Here is a 16,611-nt window from a genome sequence, read left to right on the forward strand (position 1 = left end):
AAGCTCTGCCGGGTGGCATTTGCCTTGATGAAAAATCAGAGCGAATACCAGCCGAAGCCTATGTTGCAGGGTTGCCCTGCAACATAGAATCTCCCACAGTGGTCCGGGCCCGGCCTCGCAGCCCAGCGGGAGCAAGCTCCCTCGCCACGGTTTTGTTGAGCATTGTTGAAGGAGGGGCAGCTTCATTCAGCGACTCGGTCAGTCAGCGCTTCAAGGCATCACATTGAGCGCGCAGGTCGCTGTTGGAGATCGAGCCGCAGCTGCCATTGCCGGTCTTGGCTTCACAGAGATAGCGCTGATCACTGTCGGTGATGCCGCCGCAACTGCCGTTGCCGGTCTCGGCCTCGCAGGCGTAACGCAGGTTGCTGTTGGAGATCGAACCGCAGCTACCGTTGCCGGTCTTGGCATCGCAGTAATAACGTTGGTCACTGTCGCGGATGCTGCCGCAACTGCCGTTGCCGGTCTCGGCCTCGCAGGCGTGACGCAGGTCGCTGTTGGAGATCGAGCCGCAGCTGCCATTGCCGTTCTTGGCATCACAGTAATAACGCTGGTCGTCGTCGTTTATGCTGCCGCAGCTGGCAAAGGCATAACCGCTAAGCATCCACAGCACCACAAAAATAACTTTCATCACTCTCTTCCCTGATTGGCCGGAACAAACCGGCGTTGCTTTGCCCAGCTGGGCCCGCGCAGTTTAGAGCGCAGGCTGGGTGTATGGAAGAGTTTGAATGAGACGACTCTCACACTGTCTCAGTGCCTGCGCTTGAGCATCGGCAGTGGATCGCTGGGTGATGTCGCTGAGGAACGGCTAAGATGGCGCAGGTAAAAATCACAGGGAAAGGCAGGCGTGATGGCAGCTCGTTTTGCTCCATTGGTTCATATCGATTGGAAAACACCCGGCGGTGAGTTGCTTGGGCTGCTGCAGCATTACTATCCCGACATCGGTGTGTTTGCCGGGCCGGAATTCGAGGCGTTGTTGGATGAGTTGTCCAACGAGATGCCCGAGGTCTGTTTCGAGGCGTTGGCGACTGTGTTGGCGCCTCACGGCTTCGACCTGTGGAATCTGGACGCTGGTGGCGATGATTACCGACCGGTGATTTTCCCGGCCGATCAGCGCGAGGCGTTTGCCCAGCACTGGCAGGGCCAGCGCGGCGAGCCGAGGTTCACGGCGAGTTTGATCGCGCCGCCGAAGCCTGCCGTCGAACGCAAACCGGCCAAACCCAAACGCAGCAAGTTGAATTGGCTGCAGGAAGTCCATGACTATCCCGGCGCCACCTATGTGCATGAGTACAACTACCGCAACGGTTGGGCCGCCATCACCGAGCAGGACGAAGACCAGTGGTTGTGCTTCCTGATCGACTACAACCAGTGGCCGCCCACCGAGCAGGACATGCTCGAACACCGGAGCGATGGCGTGGACGCCGCGGACTTGCAGCTCATCGATGCCGATGCCCAGCGCAGCCTGTGGAAACGTCAGGTCGTACGCGGCGATTACAGTGCGGATGACCGTTATCAATACGAGATTCGACAAGGCGATGAGATCGCGGCGTTCGGGCCTGCCGGGGAGCAGTGGCCGGAATTTGAACAGCCTTGCGTGGTGGTGGGCTCGGAGATATTCGAACGCCAGCGTATTTACGAACCCGAGCATTTGACGCGGATCTGGCGGATCACGGCGGACAGCAGCGAGGTGATTTTCGAGTACGCGGATGAACTGACGATCCTGCCCATAGGCCCTGGTCGCTTGCTGTTCATGCAACACAACGGCCCGAAGTGCTGGGTCTGGAATCAAGACCCGCCGCACCAGGCCTTCGTCGCCAAACCGATGCCCGCTGAGGCCTATAAGCTGCGGGCCTCAACGGTGTACCTGGGGGGTGACGAGATCCTGTTGTTCAGCGAAGGCGCGCGGCAGAACGTTGAGCACTCGGGTTATCAGGAAACAGTGTTGTTGGCGTGGCGCTTCAACTTCATGACTGGCACTGCGACGAAAGCGACATTGGATGGTTTCGGCAGTGAACTGCGCCAGGACACGCGCCTGCTCGTCACGCAGCCCAAGCAGGTCATTACCTTGCGCACGTTTCACGGGCAACTTCATGTGGCCCGGGGGCATGGGGATTGGTGGGTGTGGAGTTATCGCGCCAACACCTTTGGCACACACACGCTGGCGTGGTTTTGGAATCAGGGCAGTGATGAGGTGGTGAAGCTGTCGAGCAAGGACATCCCGCGTATTAAACCGGATGTTCGTTATGTGCCGGGGCAGGATCGATACCTGGCGTTTGAGACGGAGTTTGTGGCGCGGTTGCCTGGGTTTGCGCAGATGGTTGAAGCCAAGGGGTGTGAAATTCTGGTGTTTGAGTGAGGCGGTTTTGCCTCACCGCGATCCTTCGAACGCAACAGCTTTTGTGGCGAGGGAGCTTGCTCCCGCTCGGCTCTGTAGGAGCTGCCGGAGGCTGCGATCTTTTGATCTTGAGCGTTCGCTCCAGACTCAACGGGCAATGAAAGATCGCAGCCTCGTTGCACTCGACAGCTCCTACACACAGGCGAGCGGGAGCAAGCTCCCTCGCCACGGGTTTGCTTAGATGCTTAGCAACCCACGAAACCCACGCGCCGCGTAATACGACTGCACACCGTTGTGGTAGATGAACACCCGGCCATAACGGTAGTCGCCAAAAATCGCCCCATCGAGCGAGCGAAGCGCTGGAGGGGTTGCCAGCCAACTGGACGTTTTTGCATCAAACTCGCCGAGCGTTTGCAGGGCTCGGTACTGCTCTTCCGTCAGCAGGGCGATGCCCATTTCTTCGGCCATTTCGACGGCACTGCCTTTGGGCTTGTTCTCCTTGCGTGCGTCCAAGGCGGCACGGTCGTAGCAGAGGCTTCGGCGACCGGTTGGGCTTTCTTTGGCGCAATCACAGAAGGTGACAGCGCCGGTTTTCGGGTCGAGGCCGATAACGTCTGGCTCGCCTCCGGTGGCTTCCATGGCCTGGAGGGACTTCAGGGCATTGGGGTTGTTTTCAAGTCGAGTCTGGACGTCGGCCCAGGGGATGTCTGGGTGACGGTTCAGGTTTTTTTTGAAGCGGGTTTTCAGGGTTTGGATGAGATTGTCTTGTTCTTGTTTTTTCATGGTGTGGGAGTCCCTGGGTGATCGGTTGCCGATTCCGCGCCTGGTTCAAGACTACCTAGGATAGACGGGCGGCAGATTTCCCACAGACCTGGCCGCTTTTTTGTGGGAGCGAGCTTGCTCGCGATGGCGGTGTATCAGCCAGCAGATTGGTTGACTGTGAATCCGCTATCGCGAGCAAGCTCGCTCCCACAGGGTGAGTTTGTCAGGCACTGAACTGCTTGATCCAATCAAGGCCTGCCACGGTAGAGCCGGTGGGACGGTATTCACAGCCGATCCACCCTTGGTAGCCACGCCGCTCCAGGTCTGCGAACAACGCCGCAAAATCCATATTTCCCGTCCCCGGTTCATGACGCCCCGGGCAGTCGGCAATTTGCACATGGACGGTTCGGTCATAGAAACGAGCCAGGATATCCGCCGCGTCCCCGGTCAGCCGTTGGGCATGGTAAAGATCGAGGATCAGCCCAACACTCGGGAACGTCTCCAGCACCTGCTGCGCCCTGCTGAAGTCGGACATGTAGTAGTTCGGCATTTCCTGCACGCAGATGACTTCGATCAGCGGCCGCAGCCCCTGGTCCTCAAGGTATTTGACGGCGTACTCCAGGTTGCTCCCATAGATAAGCGCGGCGTCTTCCTGAGTCGTAACGCCCGACATGATGTGGACATCCGAACACGCCAGCGCCTTCGCATAGCGAGCAGCCTGGAGCAAGCCGCTGCGAAACGCCTCTTCCTGGCCGTGCAAGGCGGCGATGCCTTTGGTCACGCCAGCCGGTGCGGCGAACTGGATTAACGGCAGGTTGTGTTGAGTCAGATGATCAGCCAGAAGACTGGCGTCGAACTCATAGGGCGACGGGAATTCCACCGCGCGAAAGCCCGCAGCGGCGGCGGCTTCGATGCGTTGCAGAAAAGGCACTTCATTGAACTGAAAACCGAGGTGAGCGTTGAACTTGGGCATGGGGTAAATCATCCATCCTGGAAAGAAACGAAATCATCCGTTTAGAGCAACTTGCGCAGCGCCAGCACGGCACTGTCGGGCGTGGTCAATACCGGCAGACCGGAGCGGGCCTGAGCTTGCCCGGCAGCACTGGTCATCGAAAACTGGGCGAAGCAGATCAAGTCGCAATCCTTAACCTGAGCGGCCATTTCCACAATGGCAGCATCGTGGGCTTGTGGGTTGCCGTCTTTCAACGCCTGCAATGCACCCGGAACGAAATAAGGCACCACTTCCACCGCGCGACCACTGCGCTCTGCCGCTTGCTTGAACTCGGGCATCATCGAGGTAATGGTCGGCTCGAACGTTGCCAGCACAGCAATGCGCGATGCCTGGCTCAGCGCCTGGTCGATCATGGCTTCGTTCGGCTTGAGCACGGGAATGGCCACCTCGGGTTTAACCAGGTCGATGGCATCGCCAAACGCCGAGCAGGTAAACAGAATGGCATCCGCCGCGCTTTGTACGGCGTAGTGGGACAGCGTCAGGAAGCGCGCCTTCATGCTCGTGGTCAACTCGCCCTCTTCCACCCGGTCTTGGGGCAGCGAGTCCTCGAGCAGATTGATGATCCGTGCCTGCGGCCAATGCCGGGTAAAAGCCGCCGTGATGGGCTCGATTGCCAAAGGGGTTGCGTGGATCATAAAAATTCGTGGAGCCTTCATGCTTATGCCATTCTCCAGATCATGTTTTTTGCACGGTATCAGAAGCCCCGATAGCGTGTGGAATTCCTGTGGCAATAAACATGCGGCACTGAGCACATGAGGCCTGTATGAAGAACTTCACGATTCAACGTATTGACCACATCGTCCTGCGCGTCAAAGACATCGAGCGCAGCCTCGCTTTCTACACGTCGGTGCTTGGTTGCGAGCTCAAGAAGCGCCGGGACGATCTAGGCATGCTTCATCTGGGCACCGGTGTTTCGATGATTGACCTGGTGGCCGTCGACGGGCCTCTCGGTCGCCAAGGTGGGCCGGCGCCCGGCAAGCAGGGGCACAATGTCGATCACCTCTGCCTGCGTATCGAGCCGTTTGATGAACAGGCCCTCCTCGCGCATTTGGCCTCGGCCGGCCTGTCCGTTGAGAAAGCGCAGATGCGCTATGGCGCGGAGGGCAAGGGTTGGTCGATCTATTGCTTCGATCCGGATGGCAACCAGATCGAGTTGAAGGGGCCGGCGCTGGAGCCCTGAACTTCAACGGGCAGCTGCGGCCCCTGTGGGAGCGAGCTTGCTCGCGATAGCGGTCTGTCTGAGACGGTGATGTTGGCAGTGCCGCCGTCATCGCGAGCAGGCTCGCTCCCACAGGGGATCTCTGGCGGACGCCGAATTTGTGAACAGCCGCAATCAAAAACTGTGGCTGCGGAGGGTGAACTCCCTGTCACAGATTTTGCGCAGACTTTGGCTGCCCGGCTAGATTCGAGGTTTGCGCCGTCGACTCCAGACAATGCCCACCGCCGCAGCCACGACCACCACCCCGACATTGCCAAACAACCAGATCGCAAAGTTGCGGCTCTGGTCTGCTTCGCTCTCGTAGAACGGCCCGAAATAACTACCAACGGCCATGAACGCCAAATTAAATGTGCCGACCGCCAACACGATGATCATGAGGACGAACAAGGTTCCCTTGATGACGTTCATATGACTTTCCAGAACCAGATGTCCTTGGAATCGTGAAAGTCCGAGAACGTGCCTTCGATCGAAAAACCCATTTGTATACGCGGGTAGCTCAGCCAATCCGTCAGGCGACGGCCATTCCACAGGTCAATGTGATCGCCGCTGCGGTTGGTCGTGGTTTCGTTTGCCCGACGCCAGAAGTCCTTGAAGAAAATAACGCCCTGCTGCCCGCCCAGGGTCTCTTCGAATTCTTCGCTTTTAATGGTCTTCATGGCCTGCAAGCCAGGGATCTTGGCGCGGCTCAAGGCCTTGGCAAGTTCTTCGGCGGCCAATATATGCCCGTCGCTCTTGGGGTGTTGCCAGCAATGTCGCACGCTTTTGAGCTGGCTCATGTCTGCACCGGCGCGACGCAGGGCCACGCCGAGGTTGATCGCGCATTGGTCACTGAAGTTCTTGGCGCCATTGGTTCTGCAAGGCGCGGCATCACCAAATATCTGCGGATGGCTTTTCCACAACGTGTCGAATGTAAACATTCTGCCCTCTCCATGAGGTTTTTTATCCTGGACAAATAGCCTAGCAGACCTGCTCGCCCCATGGATTCAATAAGCGCTGGCGCAAGATTGAAAGCCAGTAGCCATCACCGCTCCTTTATGGTTTCCTGCCCCAGCACGGTTATTGACTGAAACCTTTCGAAATCACCCGTTTGTGATGTTTCAGCCCGACTCAAGGAAGGCTCTAGCGCAACCTGTCGAGACATACAGCCGAATGACGGTTTTTCCCGTCAACCGTCCCCGACAAGTTGTTTTTCTGCCTAGACTCATCATTGTTCCGCCGTGCGCTGTGTTTTGAATGAGCCCGCACGAAAATACTAAAAACAAGAGGAAAACCCGTAATGTTCAAACCTATCTGGAAAGCGCTCGCTTGCACATTGGCCCTTAGTGCGATGAGCACGGCCATGGCGGCAGATCCGGTGGTGATCAAGTTCTCCCATGTGGTCGCCGAACAAACACCAAAAGGCCAAGGCGCGCTGCTGTTCAAGAAACTCGTGGAAGAACGGTTGCCAGGCAAAGTGAAGGTCGAGGTCTACCCCAACTCTTCTCTGTTCGGCGATGGCAAGGAAATGGAAGCCCTGCTATTGGGCGACGTACAGATGATCGCGCCGTCACTGGCCAAGTTCGAGCAATACACCAAGACCGTACAGCTGTTTGACTTGCCGTTCCTGTTCGATGACATCTCCGCCGTGGACCGCTTCCAGTTGAGCCCTGAAGGCCAGAAGCTGCTCAAATCCATGGAAAGCAAGAACATCACCGGCCTGGCTTATTGGCACAACGGCATGAAGCAGTTGTCGGCGAACAAACCCCTGCGTGAACCCAAAGATGCTCGTGGTCTGAAGTTCCGCGTACAAGCATCGGCGGTGCTGGAAGAACAATTCAAGGCAGTGAACGCCAACCCGCGCAAGATGAGCTTCGCCGAGGTTTACCAAGGTTTGCAGACCGGCGTGGTCAACGGTGCGGAAAACCCGTACTCGAACATCTACAGCCAGAAAATGCATGAAGTGCAGAAGTACATCACCGAGTCCAACCACGGTTTGCTCGACTACATGCTGATCACCAACACCAAGTTCTGGAACGGCCTGCCGCCGGACATCCGCACTGAACTGGACAAGATCCTGGTAGAAGTCACGGCCCACGTGAACAAAGAGGCCGCGCAGCTGAACGAGCACGACAAACAGCGCATCCTCGACGCCAAGACCACCGAGATCATCACCCTGACGCCAGAAGAACGTGGCGAATGGCGCGACAAGATGAAACCGGTATGGAAAAAGTTCGAAGGTGATATCGGCGCTGACCTGATCAAAGCCGCCGAAGCCTCCAACAAGGCCCAGTGATTGGTTGGCCGGTGCTGCCGCCCTGGTAGCGCCGGCCTGTCGTCCCCCACAGGAGAGGTCACGCCATGAACGCCCTTCGGCGCATCTGGGAACACTTCGAGGAAGCTTTCATTGCCTTCCTTCTGGCCGCCATGACGCTTGTAACGTTCGTCTACGTGGTGCTCAACAATCTCTATACCGTTTTCTATAGCCTCGGCGACCAATGGTCAGCCGCAAGCGAGTCGATGTTCGCCATTGGCGACACCGTCATGGGCATGGCCCAGGCCATGACCTGGAGCACGTCACTGACCAAGGCCCTGTTTGGCTGGCTGATCTTTTTCGGGCTGTCGTACGGCGTGCGCACGGCCGGTCACATCGGCGTCGATGCGCTGGTGAAACTGGCGAGCAAACCGGTGCAGCGTTTCATTGGCGTCATCGCTTGCCTGTGCTGCCTTGCCTATGCCGGGCTGCTGGCGGTGGCGAGTTTCGAATGGATCAACACTTTGATGATTGCCCAGATCGGCGCCGAGGATCTCGGCCATTTCGGCATCATGCAGTGGCACGTCGGCTTGATCGTACCGGTAGGGTTCACGCTGGTGTTTATTCGTTTCGCAGAAATTCTCGTGCGAATTCTGATGAATCGCCAGACCGGTCTGGGCCTGGCCGATGAAGCGGCCGAAGCCATCAAATTGACCGAACATGAGGAAGACAAGCCATGACCATTGCCTTCCTGTTCATAGCACTGTTCGTGCTGATGTTCATCGGCGTGCCTATTGCCATTTCGCTGGGATTGGCCGGCTCGCTGACCATCATTTTTTTCAGCCCCGACTCGGTGCGTTCCCTGGCGATCAAGCTGTTCGAAACGTCCGAGCACTACACGTTGCTGGCGATTCCGTTCTTCCTGCTGGCCGGTGCGTTCATGACTACCGGCGGTGTGGCGCGACGGCTGATCGACTTTGCCAACGCCTGCGTCGGGCATATCCGTGGCGGCCTGGCGATTGCGGCGGTGCTGGCGTGCATGCTGTTTGCGGCGTTGTCGGGCTCAAGCCCCGCGACAGTGGCAGCGGTCGGTTCCATCGCCATTGCCGGGATGGTGCGCTCGGGTTATCCACAGGCGTTTGGCGCAGGCATCGTGTGCAACGCCGGCACCCTGGGCATCCTGATTCCGCCCTCGATCGTGATGGTGGTGTACGCCGCAGCGACCGAAACGTCAGTGGGCAAGTTGTTCATGGCCGGGGTGATTCCCGGCTTGCTGTTGGGTATTTTCCTGATGGTGGCGATCTACATCGTCGCCGTGAAGAAGAACCTGCCAGCCCTGCCCCGGGCAACGTTCCGTGAATGGTTGACCACCGCGCGCAAGGCCATCTGGGGCCTGCTGCTGATGTTCATCATCCTCGGCGGGATTTACTCCGGGATGTTTACCCCCACCGAAGCAGCGGCGGTGGCGGCGGTGTATTCGGCGTTCATTGCGTTGTTCGTCTACAAGGACCTGACGTTCCGTGAGACGCCGAAAGTGCTGCTGGAGTCGGCCAAGCTGAGCATCATGCTGATGTTCATCATTGCCAACGCCATGCTCTTCGCCCATGTGCTGACCACCGAGCAACTGCCGCAGCAAATCACCGCATGGGTGATCGATGCCGGTTTGACGCCGGTGACCTTCCTGCTGGTGGTGAACATCGTGCTGCTGATCGCCGGCGCGTTCATGGAGCCTTCGGCGATCATCCTGATCCTGGCGCCGATCCTGTTCCCCATCGCCATGAAGCTGGGCATCGACCCGATCCACCTGGGCATCATCATGGTGGTGAACCTGGAGATCGGCCTGATCACACCACCGGTCGGGCTGAACCTGTTCGTCACCTCGGCGGTGACGGGCATGTCCCTGCCCGCCACCATCCGCGCGGCCATGCCCTGGTTGATGATTCTGCTGGCGTTCCTGGTGCTGATTACCTATGTGCCATGGATCTCGCTGGCGCTACCGAATTGGTTGGGGATGAGTTAAGCCCAACTGAACACAGACCTGCGGAGCGAAGGCACTGGCTCATCACTCCGCAGGTGCAGGTCCTGGTGCGGGTGACGCACCGTCGACACATGCATAAGGAAATCCGGCAATGCTCAAACCTATGTGGATAACGCTCGCCTGTACCCTGGCCTTCAGTGCGTTGGGCACGGCCACGGCGGCAGAACCGATCGTGATCAAGTTTTCCCATGTCGTGGCCGAACAAACGCCCAAGGGCCAGGGCGCGTTGATGTTCAAGAAGCTCGTGGATGAACGGCTGGCGGGCAAGGTGAAGGTGGAGGTATACCCAAGCTCCACGCTGTATGGCGATGACAAGGAACTGGAAGCCTTGCTCCTCGGGGACGTGCAGATCATTGCGCGGTCGCTGGCCAAGTTCGATCAGTACACCAAGTCGGTGCAGTTGTTCGACTTGCCCTTCCTGTTCAACGACATCGCCGCCGTGGACCGTTTTCAGCGCAGCCCCGAGGGCCAGAAGCTGCTCAAGTCCATGGAAAGCAAGAACATCACCGGCCTGGCCTATTGGCACAATGGCATGAAGCAGCTATCGGCCAACAAGCCGCTGCGCACCCCCGAGGATGCCCGCGGCCTGACGTTCCGGATACAGACCTCCGCGGTGCTGCAGGAACAGTTCCAGGCAGTGGGCGCCAAGGCGCATCCGATGATTTTCTCGGTGGTGTACCAGGCTTTGCGCACCGGTCTGGTCAGCGGCACGGAAAACACCTATTCCAACTTCTACAACCAGAAACTCAATGAAGTGCAGAAATACGTCACCGAGTCCAACCACGGCGTACTCGACTACATGCTGATCACCACCTCGGACTTCTGGAACGGCCTGCCGCCGGATATCCGCAGCGAACTGGACAAGATCGTGGTCGAGTCCACCGCCCATGCCAACCAGGAAGCGGAGCGATTCAACCAGCAGGACAAACAGCTTGTGCTGGACGCCAAGACCACCGAGATCGTTACCCTCACGCCCCAGGAACGTAATGCCTGGCGCGAGAAAATGAAGCCGGTATGGACAAAATTTGAACAGGAGATCGGGCCGGACCTGATCAAGGCGGCTGAGGCTTCCAACAAGGTCCAGTGATGCTACAAAGGCCCAACACGCTCCCGCTGAGCCTGTAGGAGCTGCCGAAGGCTGCGATCTTTTGATCTTTTGATCTTTGATCTTTCGCTTGAGACTCAAGTGTTTGGGGAAAAATCGCAGCCTCGTTGCACTCGACAGCTCCTACACAGCGTCCGCAGGCCCAGCGGGCGCAAGCTTCCTTGCCAGTCAATCTACCGTCCCCAGCAACCCGGCACATTGCGTTATGATCCCCGCCTCTCCCTGAACAGAGCTTTTACTCGCGAATGCTGCCGTCCACTGCCGACACCTCCACCCTGCCCGCCGTCCTGGTCGGCCCACTGTTGCGACGGCTGGAGCCCACGCGCCTGGTGATGTGGCTGGTGGGTACGCGAGCATTGGCGTTGACGCTGCGCGTGGATGGCGTGGGCGATCTGGCACTGGATGCGTCGCACTGCACCGTGGTGCCGGTGGGGCAGCGGGCGTTTGTGCATCTGATCGATGTGCGGCTCGACAGCCCTCTGCCCCAGGACGTGGCGATCGACTACGACCTGCTGGTGGACGGCTCCCCCATCGCCGAATGGGCACCGCACCTGCTGTATGACGGCGCACCGTGCCCGAATTTCATGTTGCATTCGCGCATCGAGCAACTGGTCCACGGCTCTTGCCGCAAACCCCACTACCCAGCCAACGACGGCCTGCTCTGCGTCGACCGGCTATTGGCGCAAACCCCGGAGCAGCGCCCGGCATTGCTGATGATGAGCGGCGACCAGGTCTATGCCGACGACGTCGCCGGGCCCATGTTGCGGGCGATTCATGCGCTGATCGAACGCTTGGGGCTGTTCGAGGAATGCCTGGACGGTGCCGTGGTGGAAGACAGCGCCAAGCTCTATCAGCACCCGGCCAGTTATTACCATCGTGCCGATTTGTTGCCGGCACTTGAGAGTAACGAAACCCTGCGCGAGCGATTTTTCGGCGGGGCCCGCAAGCCGATTTTCACCAGCAGCAGCGCCGACAATCACCTGGTGACTTTCGCCGAGGTCATGGCGATGTACCTGCTGGTGTGGTCGCCGGTGCCCTGGACGCTGATCGCGGTGCAGCCGCCCGTACTGACCGTCGAACGACGCCAGCGCTACGACCTGGAACAACAGCGCATCGATGCGTTCAAGACCGGGCTGGGCGGCGTGGCGCGGGTGTTTGCGCACCTGTCGTGCCTGATGATTTTCGACGACCACGACATTACCGATGACTGGAACCTGTCTGCGCAGTGGGAGGAAACGGCCTACGGCCATCCGTTCTCCAAACGCATCATCGGCAATGCGTTGATCGCCTACATGCTCTGCCAGGGCTGGGGTAACAACCCGGATGCCTTCGCTGACGTGCTCCCGCAAACCTTGGCCCTGAGCGACACCGCCCGGGACCGTTACCTCGACAGCGAGCCCCAGGACCAACTGATCGACACCCTGCTGGGGTTCCAGCAATGGCATTACGTGCTGCCGAGCACCCCAGCCCTGGTGGTGCTCGACACCCGCACCCGCCGCTGGCGCAGCGAGAACAACCTCAAGCAGCCTTCCGGCCTGCTGGATTGGGAAGCCCTGAGCGAGTTGCAGCAAGAGTTGTTGGATCACCCGTCGGCGATCATCGTCTCACCGGCGCCGATCTTCGGTGTGAAGCTGATCGAGACTGTGCAGCGGGTGTTCAGTTGGTGCGGTTATCCGCTGCTGGTGGATGCGGAAAACTGGATGGCCCATCGCGGCGCTGCCCAGGTGATCCTGAACATTTTCCGCCACTCGCGTACGCCAGGTAATTACGTGGTGCTGTCCGGGGACGTGCATTATTCCTTCGTTTACGAAGTATTGATCCCACACCGCAAGGGCGGTCCGCGCATCTGGCAGATCACCAGCAGCGGCATCAAGAATGAATTTCCCCCTGCGCTGCTGGAATGGTTCGATCGCCTGAACCGCTGGCTCTACTCGCCGCGCTCGCCCCTGAACTGGTTCACCAAGCGCCGCAGCATGCGCATCGTTCCCCACACCCCGGAACACGCCGAAGCCGGTGAGCGGCTGTGGAACAGCGCAGGCATTGGCCAGGTGTTCTTCAATGAACAGGGCCAGCCCGCGCAGATCTATCAGCACAACGCCAACGGCCAACCGCCAACGCGCATGCGGCCTCCCAAATCCCCATCAGCCTGAAACCTGTGGGAGCGGATGCAAAAACACCTGTGAGCGAGCTTGCTCGCGATAGCGGTGGGTCAATTGCCGATGATGCTGTCTGTGCCGCCGTCATCGCGAGCAAGCTCGCTCCCACAGGGAAGTCGGCAGGTCAGAACGCCAATTGCAGGCTCTGCTGGCCTTCAAGGCTGAGCAGCAGCTGCTTCGCCGCCAGGCCGCCAGCGAAGCCGGTAAGGCTGCCGGAGCTGCCGATGACGCGGTGACATGGGGCGATGATCGAGATGGGGTTGCGGCCATTGGCGGCACCGACCGCCCGGACCGCCGTCGGTTGGCCAATCTGGATGGCGATGTCGCGGTAGCTGCGGGTTTCGCCGAAGGGGATGGTCAACAGGGCTTGCCAGACGCGGATCTGGAAATCAGTCCCCGCGAAGTCCAGCTCCAGCTCGAAACGACGGCGCTGGCCGGCGAAGTATTCCAGCAACTGACGCTCGGTTTCCTTGAGGACCGGATGCTGGGTGTCCTCCTCCAAAGGCCCCAGCCGCACCCGATTGAGCCGCTCGTTTTCCCAGAGGATGGCCGCCAGCCGTGCCTCCCGGGCGACGAGGATCAGTTGGCCGACGGGGGATTGGATGGTTTTGTACTGGGGGAGCATCAAGCATTCCTTATCACGGGTTGACCGTTTTTGTAGCACAAAGGCTTTTCACCAAACCGAAAATCTCGCTCAGCCCAACAACCCCAACGCCTTCGCCCGCGCCACCGCCTGGGTGCGGCGCTCGACGCCGAGTTTGCTGTTGATGTGGCTGGCATGGGTCTTGACGGTGTGCAGCGAGATAAACAACTGCTCGCTGATTTCCTGGTTCGAGCAGCCTTGGGCAATCAACTGCAACACCGCCCGCTCACGACTGCTGAGGGTTTCGACCGGCGCCGTTGGGTCGGCAGGCTGGGCCACCGTCGAGGGCAGGCGTTCGAGCAGATGCTCGCGCAAGGTACTGGGCGGTGCCTGCAGCAGCTGTTCGCGCAACCATTCACGGTGCTCGCCGAACAGCCATTCGAAGGGCTGCAAAACCCCGCCGCTGGCGGCTTCGAAAGCCTGGGCCAGGGTGCGACGGGCTTCGGGTTCACGCCCGATGCTCAGCAGCAAGGCGACTTTCTGGTTGAGCGCCATCACGCTGAGCATCTGCCGGCCACTCTGCTGACCGTGTTCAAGCAAGGCATCGAGCCGCCCTTGCGCGAGTATCGGTTGGCCCCGGATGGACTCCAGCACCGCCTGTTGCAACTCGACATGCAATGGCAATTGCGGGTGGAATTCCGGTGGCGCGGCGGCCCGTTCCCCCGTGTAGGTCTGGCCCAGCCGGGCCAGCCAGGCTTCGGCCAGGTCGGTACGCCCCTGGGCCAACCAGAGCTCGCACTTGACCAGGGTGATCATCGCCAGATAGTAGATCGGCGGAACATCCCAGATGTGCATCAGCCGCTCGGCTTCCGCCAGTTCGGCGAAGGCCCGGGCGAACTCGCCGCTGTAGCCTTCGATACGCGCGATCACGCAATGGCCGATCAGCACGCTGATGTCGCGGCAGGCACGGGCTTCGGTGAGGCCCGCCTGCAGCCGCGCAAGACCGACCTGGGGCTGCATGCGCAAGGTCAGCAAAAAACCTTCGTACATGATCAAGCGCGCCCGCACCGCATAAAGCCGCTGGGGCGACAGCTTGTGCAAACGTTGCAGGCCCTGGTGCACTTCATCCAGAGCCCGCAGGATCTCTCCCCGCGCCTGCAGGACCCGGGCACGATCGTAATGGGCCAGGGCCTCGAACAGTGGATTACCGACCCGCTGCGCCAGCTCCAGGGAATCGCGGTTCAGGTTTCGGGCGCGCCACAGGTCGCCGTCGGCAATCGCCAGGTTCGACAGTGTGGACAGGCACATCAGGCGCTGGCCGTAGCGTTTTTGCGGCAGGCTCTCCAAAGCTTCGCTGCAATACCGCACGGTGGCCTCGCGGTCGCCCCGGCCACGGGCGACGATCCCGCTCAGGGCCAGCCATTGGGCGAGCATGGATTTTTGCGCAGTGGCCGAGGGGGCCGGCAGGAAACGACTCAAGTGCGCCGCCAGCTCTTCGGCAGCGTCCAACTGGCAGGCCAGCCCCAACGCCCAGCTGTAGAGCACGATCAGCCGCGGGGTGCTGATGAGCAGGCTGTCGGGCAAATCCATTTTCCAGCGCAGCAACATGCCGACGTTCTGCTCGGCCAGCAGTTGCTCCTCCGAGAGGTTCTGCACCAGGTTCGCCGCCACGTCCAGGTGCCCGGCCCGCAGCGCCTGTTCCACGGCTTCGTCGATCAGGCCCTGGGCGTTGAACCAGCGACAGGCCCGCAGGTGCAGGGTCGCGGCCGGGACCATGGCCGGTGCGCTGGGACGACTGCGCAGCAGGTCGGAAAACAGGTGGTGGTATCGGTACCAATGGCCGTGCTCGTCCAGCGGCACCAGGAACACTTGGTGGGCCGCCAGGTAACGCAGGATTTCGGCGCTGTCATGGGCCTCGCGCACGGCGTCGCACAGTTCGCTGCAAAAGCGTTCCTGAGGGGCCGTGTCGTAGAGAAATGCCTGCACCTCGGCAGGCAGGCAGTCGATGACCTCTTCAAGCAGATAATCGCGAATCAGTCCTTCGCCGCCGTGCAAGGCCTGGGGCAGCAGGCCTTCGGTACCGGCTTCGGAGGCGGCCAGCAACCAGAAACGCAACCCTGCCACCCAACCTTCGCTGCGCTGGATAAGATTTTCCAGCGCCTCACCGCGCAACGAACTGCTGTGGTGCTGGAGCAGGGTCAAGGCTTCGTCATGGGTCAGGCGCAGGTCCTGCTCATTGAGTTCGAGCAGTTGCCGCGACAGGCGCAGGCGCGCCAAATGCCAGTCCGGGCGCTGGCGGCTGGTGACAAGGACCAGCAACCCGTCGGGCAGGTGATTGAGGAAAAATTGCAGGCAGCGATCCAGCACCGGGCTTTGGGCCAGGTGGTAATCGTCAAGGACCAGCAGCAAGGGTGCGCGAGGCGATAAGTGCGTGGACAGTTCGTCCAGCAGGCCGTCGAGCCATTCTTCGAAGGCAAAGGGTTGATGACGCTGGCGCATTTTCAGCAGCCCCAGGGCCCGGCCGCCCAATTGCGGGAAAAACGCCTGGAGCCCTTCGAGCAACCGTTCCAGGAAGCGGCCGGGATCGTTGTCCCGGACGCTGAGCCCCAGCCAGAGGCTTTGCCAATGGGCCGGCAGGCTCTGGCAGAACTCCACCGCCAGGGAGCTTTTACCGAACCCCGCCGGGGCACTGACCAACAGCAACCTGCCTGTGAGCCCTGCGCTCAAACGCTCGCACAACCGCGGCCGCACGACATGGCCGTCGGGCAAGGGCGGGCGGTAGAAACGCCCGTCCTGTACCGCGATGGCGGCGCGGGCAGAATCCGGAGGTGAAGACAAATCAGTCATGGCCGGCTCTTGTTGGAATGCGGGTGTCGGCGTTGCAGATGTCCGCAGACTAGCGGTAAACGAGGAGGTATTGAAGGGAGTGCTACAAATGGCTACAAAAAGACTACAAAAGTGATTGCCCTTGAAGGCGCCGCTTTTGTGGCGAGGGCGCTTGCTCCCGCTGGGTTTTGTAGGAGCTGGCGAAGCCTGCGATCTTTTGATCTTTTGATCTTTCGCTTGAGACTCAGGTGCCTGGGGAAAGATCGCAGCCTCGTTGCACTCGACAGCTCCTACACAGCTCCTACACAGTTCCGACACAGCTCCTACACGGTTTCTACAAGGTGCAGC

The 16,611-nt window shown here is 59.9% G+C and carries 15 protein-coding genes; 7 read left to right on the forward strand and 8 right to left on the reverse strand.

Translation table 11 applies throughout. From position 1 onward, the window contains the following. Positions 1 to 202 precede the first annotated feature (202 nt). On the reverse strand, positions 203 to 628 hold the full coding sequence (locus ASC85_RS20755; RefSeq protein ID WP_057451113.1) for a hypothetical protein: 426 nt from the start codon (positions 626 to 628) through the stop codon (positions 203 to 205). A gap of 219 nt (positions 629 to 847) precedes the next feature. On the opposite strand from ASC85_RS20755, the gene ASC85_RS20760 reads away from it, so the two are divergent. Continuing rightward, positions 848 to 2,353 carry a DUF6630 family protein gene (locus ASC85_RS20760; RefSeq protein WP_057451114.1) on the forward strand — a complete coding sequence of 502 codons (1,506 nt, stop codon included), beginning with the start codon at positions 848 to 850 and terminating at the stop codon, positions 2,351 to 2,353. A 216-nt stretch (positions 2,354 to 2,569) separates the two neighbouring features. Here ASC85_RS20760 and ASC85_RS20765 read toward each other — a convergent pair whose 3' ends face one another. The 3 genes from ASC85_RS20765 to ASC85_RS20775 all read right to left on the reverse strand — a co-directional run bounded on the left by ASC85_RS20765 (position 2,570) and on the right by ASC85_RS20775 (position 4,762). Next, positions 2,570 to 3,115, reverse strand: coding sequence for a DUF4256 domain-containing protein (locus tag ASC85_RS20765; RefSeq protein ID WP_057451115.1), 546 nt, complete (start codon positions 3,113 to 3,115; stop codon positions 2,570 to 2,572). Between the two features lie 202 nt (positions 3,116 to 3,317). Beyond that, entirely contained in the window at positions 3,318 to 4,067 is a 750-nt protein-coding gene (locus tag ASC85_RS20770) for a hydroxypyruvate isomerase family protein (RefSeq protein ID WP_057451116.1), read from the reverse strand. A 41-nt stretch (positions 4,068 to 4,108) separates the two neighbouring features. Continuing rightward, the gene (locus ASC85_RS20775; protein WP_057451117.1) at positions 4,109 to 4,762 is read right to left on the reverse strand and encodes an arylsulfatase; all 654 of its coding nucleotides are present in this window, start codon (positions 4,760 to 4,762) and stop codon (positions 4,109 to 4,111) included. A 107-nt stretch (positions 4,763 to 4,869) separates the two neighbouring features. On the opposite strand from ASC85_RS20775, the gene ASC85_RS20780 reads away from it, so the two are divergent. Continuing rightward, positions 4,870 to 5,286, forward strand: a complete 417-nt coding sequence (locus ASC85_RS20780; protein ID WP_057451118.1) for a VOC family protein — start codon at positions 4,870 to 4,872, stop codon at positions 5,284 to 5,286. A gap of 219 nt (positions 5,287 to 5,505) precedes the next feature. On the opposite strand, the gene ASC85_RS20785 is transcribed toward ASC85_RS20780, so the two are convergent. Together ASC85_RS20785 and ASC85_RS20790 are read right to left on the reverse strand one after the other, a co-directional pair. After that, positions 5,506 to 5,733 (reverse strand): hypothetical protein, encoded by a 228-nt coding sequence (locus ASC85_RS20785; protein ID WP_057451119.1) that lies wholly within the window; start codon positions 5,731 to 5,733, stop codon positions 5,506 to 5,508. Further along, the gene (locus ASC85_RS20790) at positions 5,730 to 6,242 is read right to left on the reverse strand and encodes a type VI secretion system amidase effector protein Tae4 (protein ID WP_046063872.1); all 513 of its coding nucleotides are present in this window, start codon (positions 6,240 to 6,242) and stop codon (positions 5,730 to 5,732) included. Before ASC85_RS20790 ends, ASC85_RS20785 begins: the two co-directional genes overlap by 4 nt. Before the next feature lie 359 nt (positions 6,243 to 6,601). Between ASC85_RS20790 and dctP the strand changes: the two genes are divergently transcribed. From dctP to ASC85_RS20815, 5 genes are all read left to right on the forward strand, one after another. Then, a complete protein-coding gene (gene dctP, locus ASC85_RS20795) occupies positions 6,602 to 7,597 on the forward strand; it encodes a C4-dicarboxylate TRAP substrate-binding protein DctP (RefSeq protein WP_014336661.1) in 996 nt (331 codons plus the stop codon). Between the two features lie 65 nt (positions 7,598 to 7,662). After that, positions 7,663 to 8,295 carry a TRAP transporter small permease gene (locus ASC85_RS20800; RefSeq protein ID WP_057451120.1) on the forward strand — a complete coding sequence of 211 codons (633 nt, stop codon included), beginning with the start codon at positions 7,663 to 7,665 and terminating at the stop codon, positions 8,293 to 8,295. Beyond that, positions 8,292 to 9,575, forward strand: coding sequence for a C4-dicarboxylate TRAP transporter large permease protein DctM (dctM, locus tag ASC85_RS20805; RefSeq protein ID WP_057451121.1), 1,284 nt, complete (start codon positions 8,292 to 8,294; stop codon positions 9,573 to 9,575). Before ASC85_RS20800 ends, dctM begins: the two co-directional genes overlap by 4 nt. A gap of 109 nt (positions 9,576 to 9,684) precedes the next feature. Further along, complete coding sequence (locus ASC85_RS20810) at positions 9,685 to 10,680, forward strand: TRAP transporter substrate-binding protein (protein WP_057451122.1); 996 nt, start codon at positions 9,685 to 9,687, stop codon at positions 10,678 to 10,680. A 263-nt stretch (positions 10,681 to 10,943) separates the two neighbouring features. After that, complete coding sequence (locus tag ASC85_RS20815) at positions 10,944 to 12,848, forward strand: alkaline phosphatase D family protein (protein WP_057451123.1); 1,905 nt, start codon at positions 10,944 to 10,946, stop codon at positions 12,846 to 12,848. Positions 12,849 to 12,978: 130 nt separating this feature from the next. Here ASC85_RS20815 and ASC85_RS20820 read toward each other — a convergent pair whose 3' ends face one another. Together ASC85_RS20820 and ASC85_RS20825 are read right to left on the reverse strand one after the other, a co-directional pair. After that, a complete protein-coding gene (locus ASC85_RS20820; RefSeq protein ID WP_057451124.1) occupies positions 12,979 to 13,479 on the reverse strand; it encodes a methylated-DNA--[protein]-cysteine S-methyltransferase in 501 nt (166 codons plus the stop codon). A gap of 69 nt (positions 13,480 to 13,548) precedes the next feature. Further along, positions 13,549 to 16,284 (reverse strand): LuxR C-terminal-related transcriptional regulator, encoded by a 2,736-nt coding sequence (locus ASC85_RS20825; RefSeq protein ID WP_057451125.1) that lies wholly within the window; start codon positions 16,282 to 16,284, stop codon positions 13,549 to 13,551. Positions 16,285 to 16,611 lie beyond the last annotated feature (327 nt).

Origin of the sequence: Pseudomonas sp. Root401 (assembly GCF_001425105.1) — a bacterium.
In the GTDB taxonomy this organism is placed as follows: Bacteria; Pseudomonadota; Gammaproteobacteria; order Pseudomonadales; family Pseudomonadaceae; genus Aquipseudomonas; species Aquipseudomonas brassicacearum.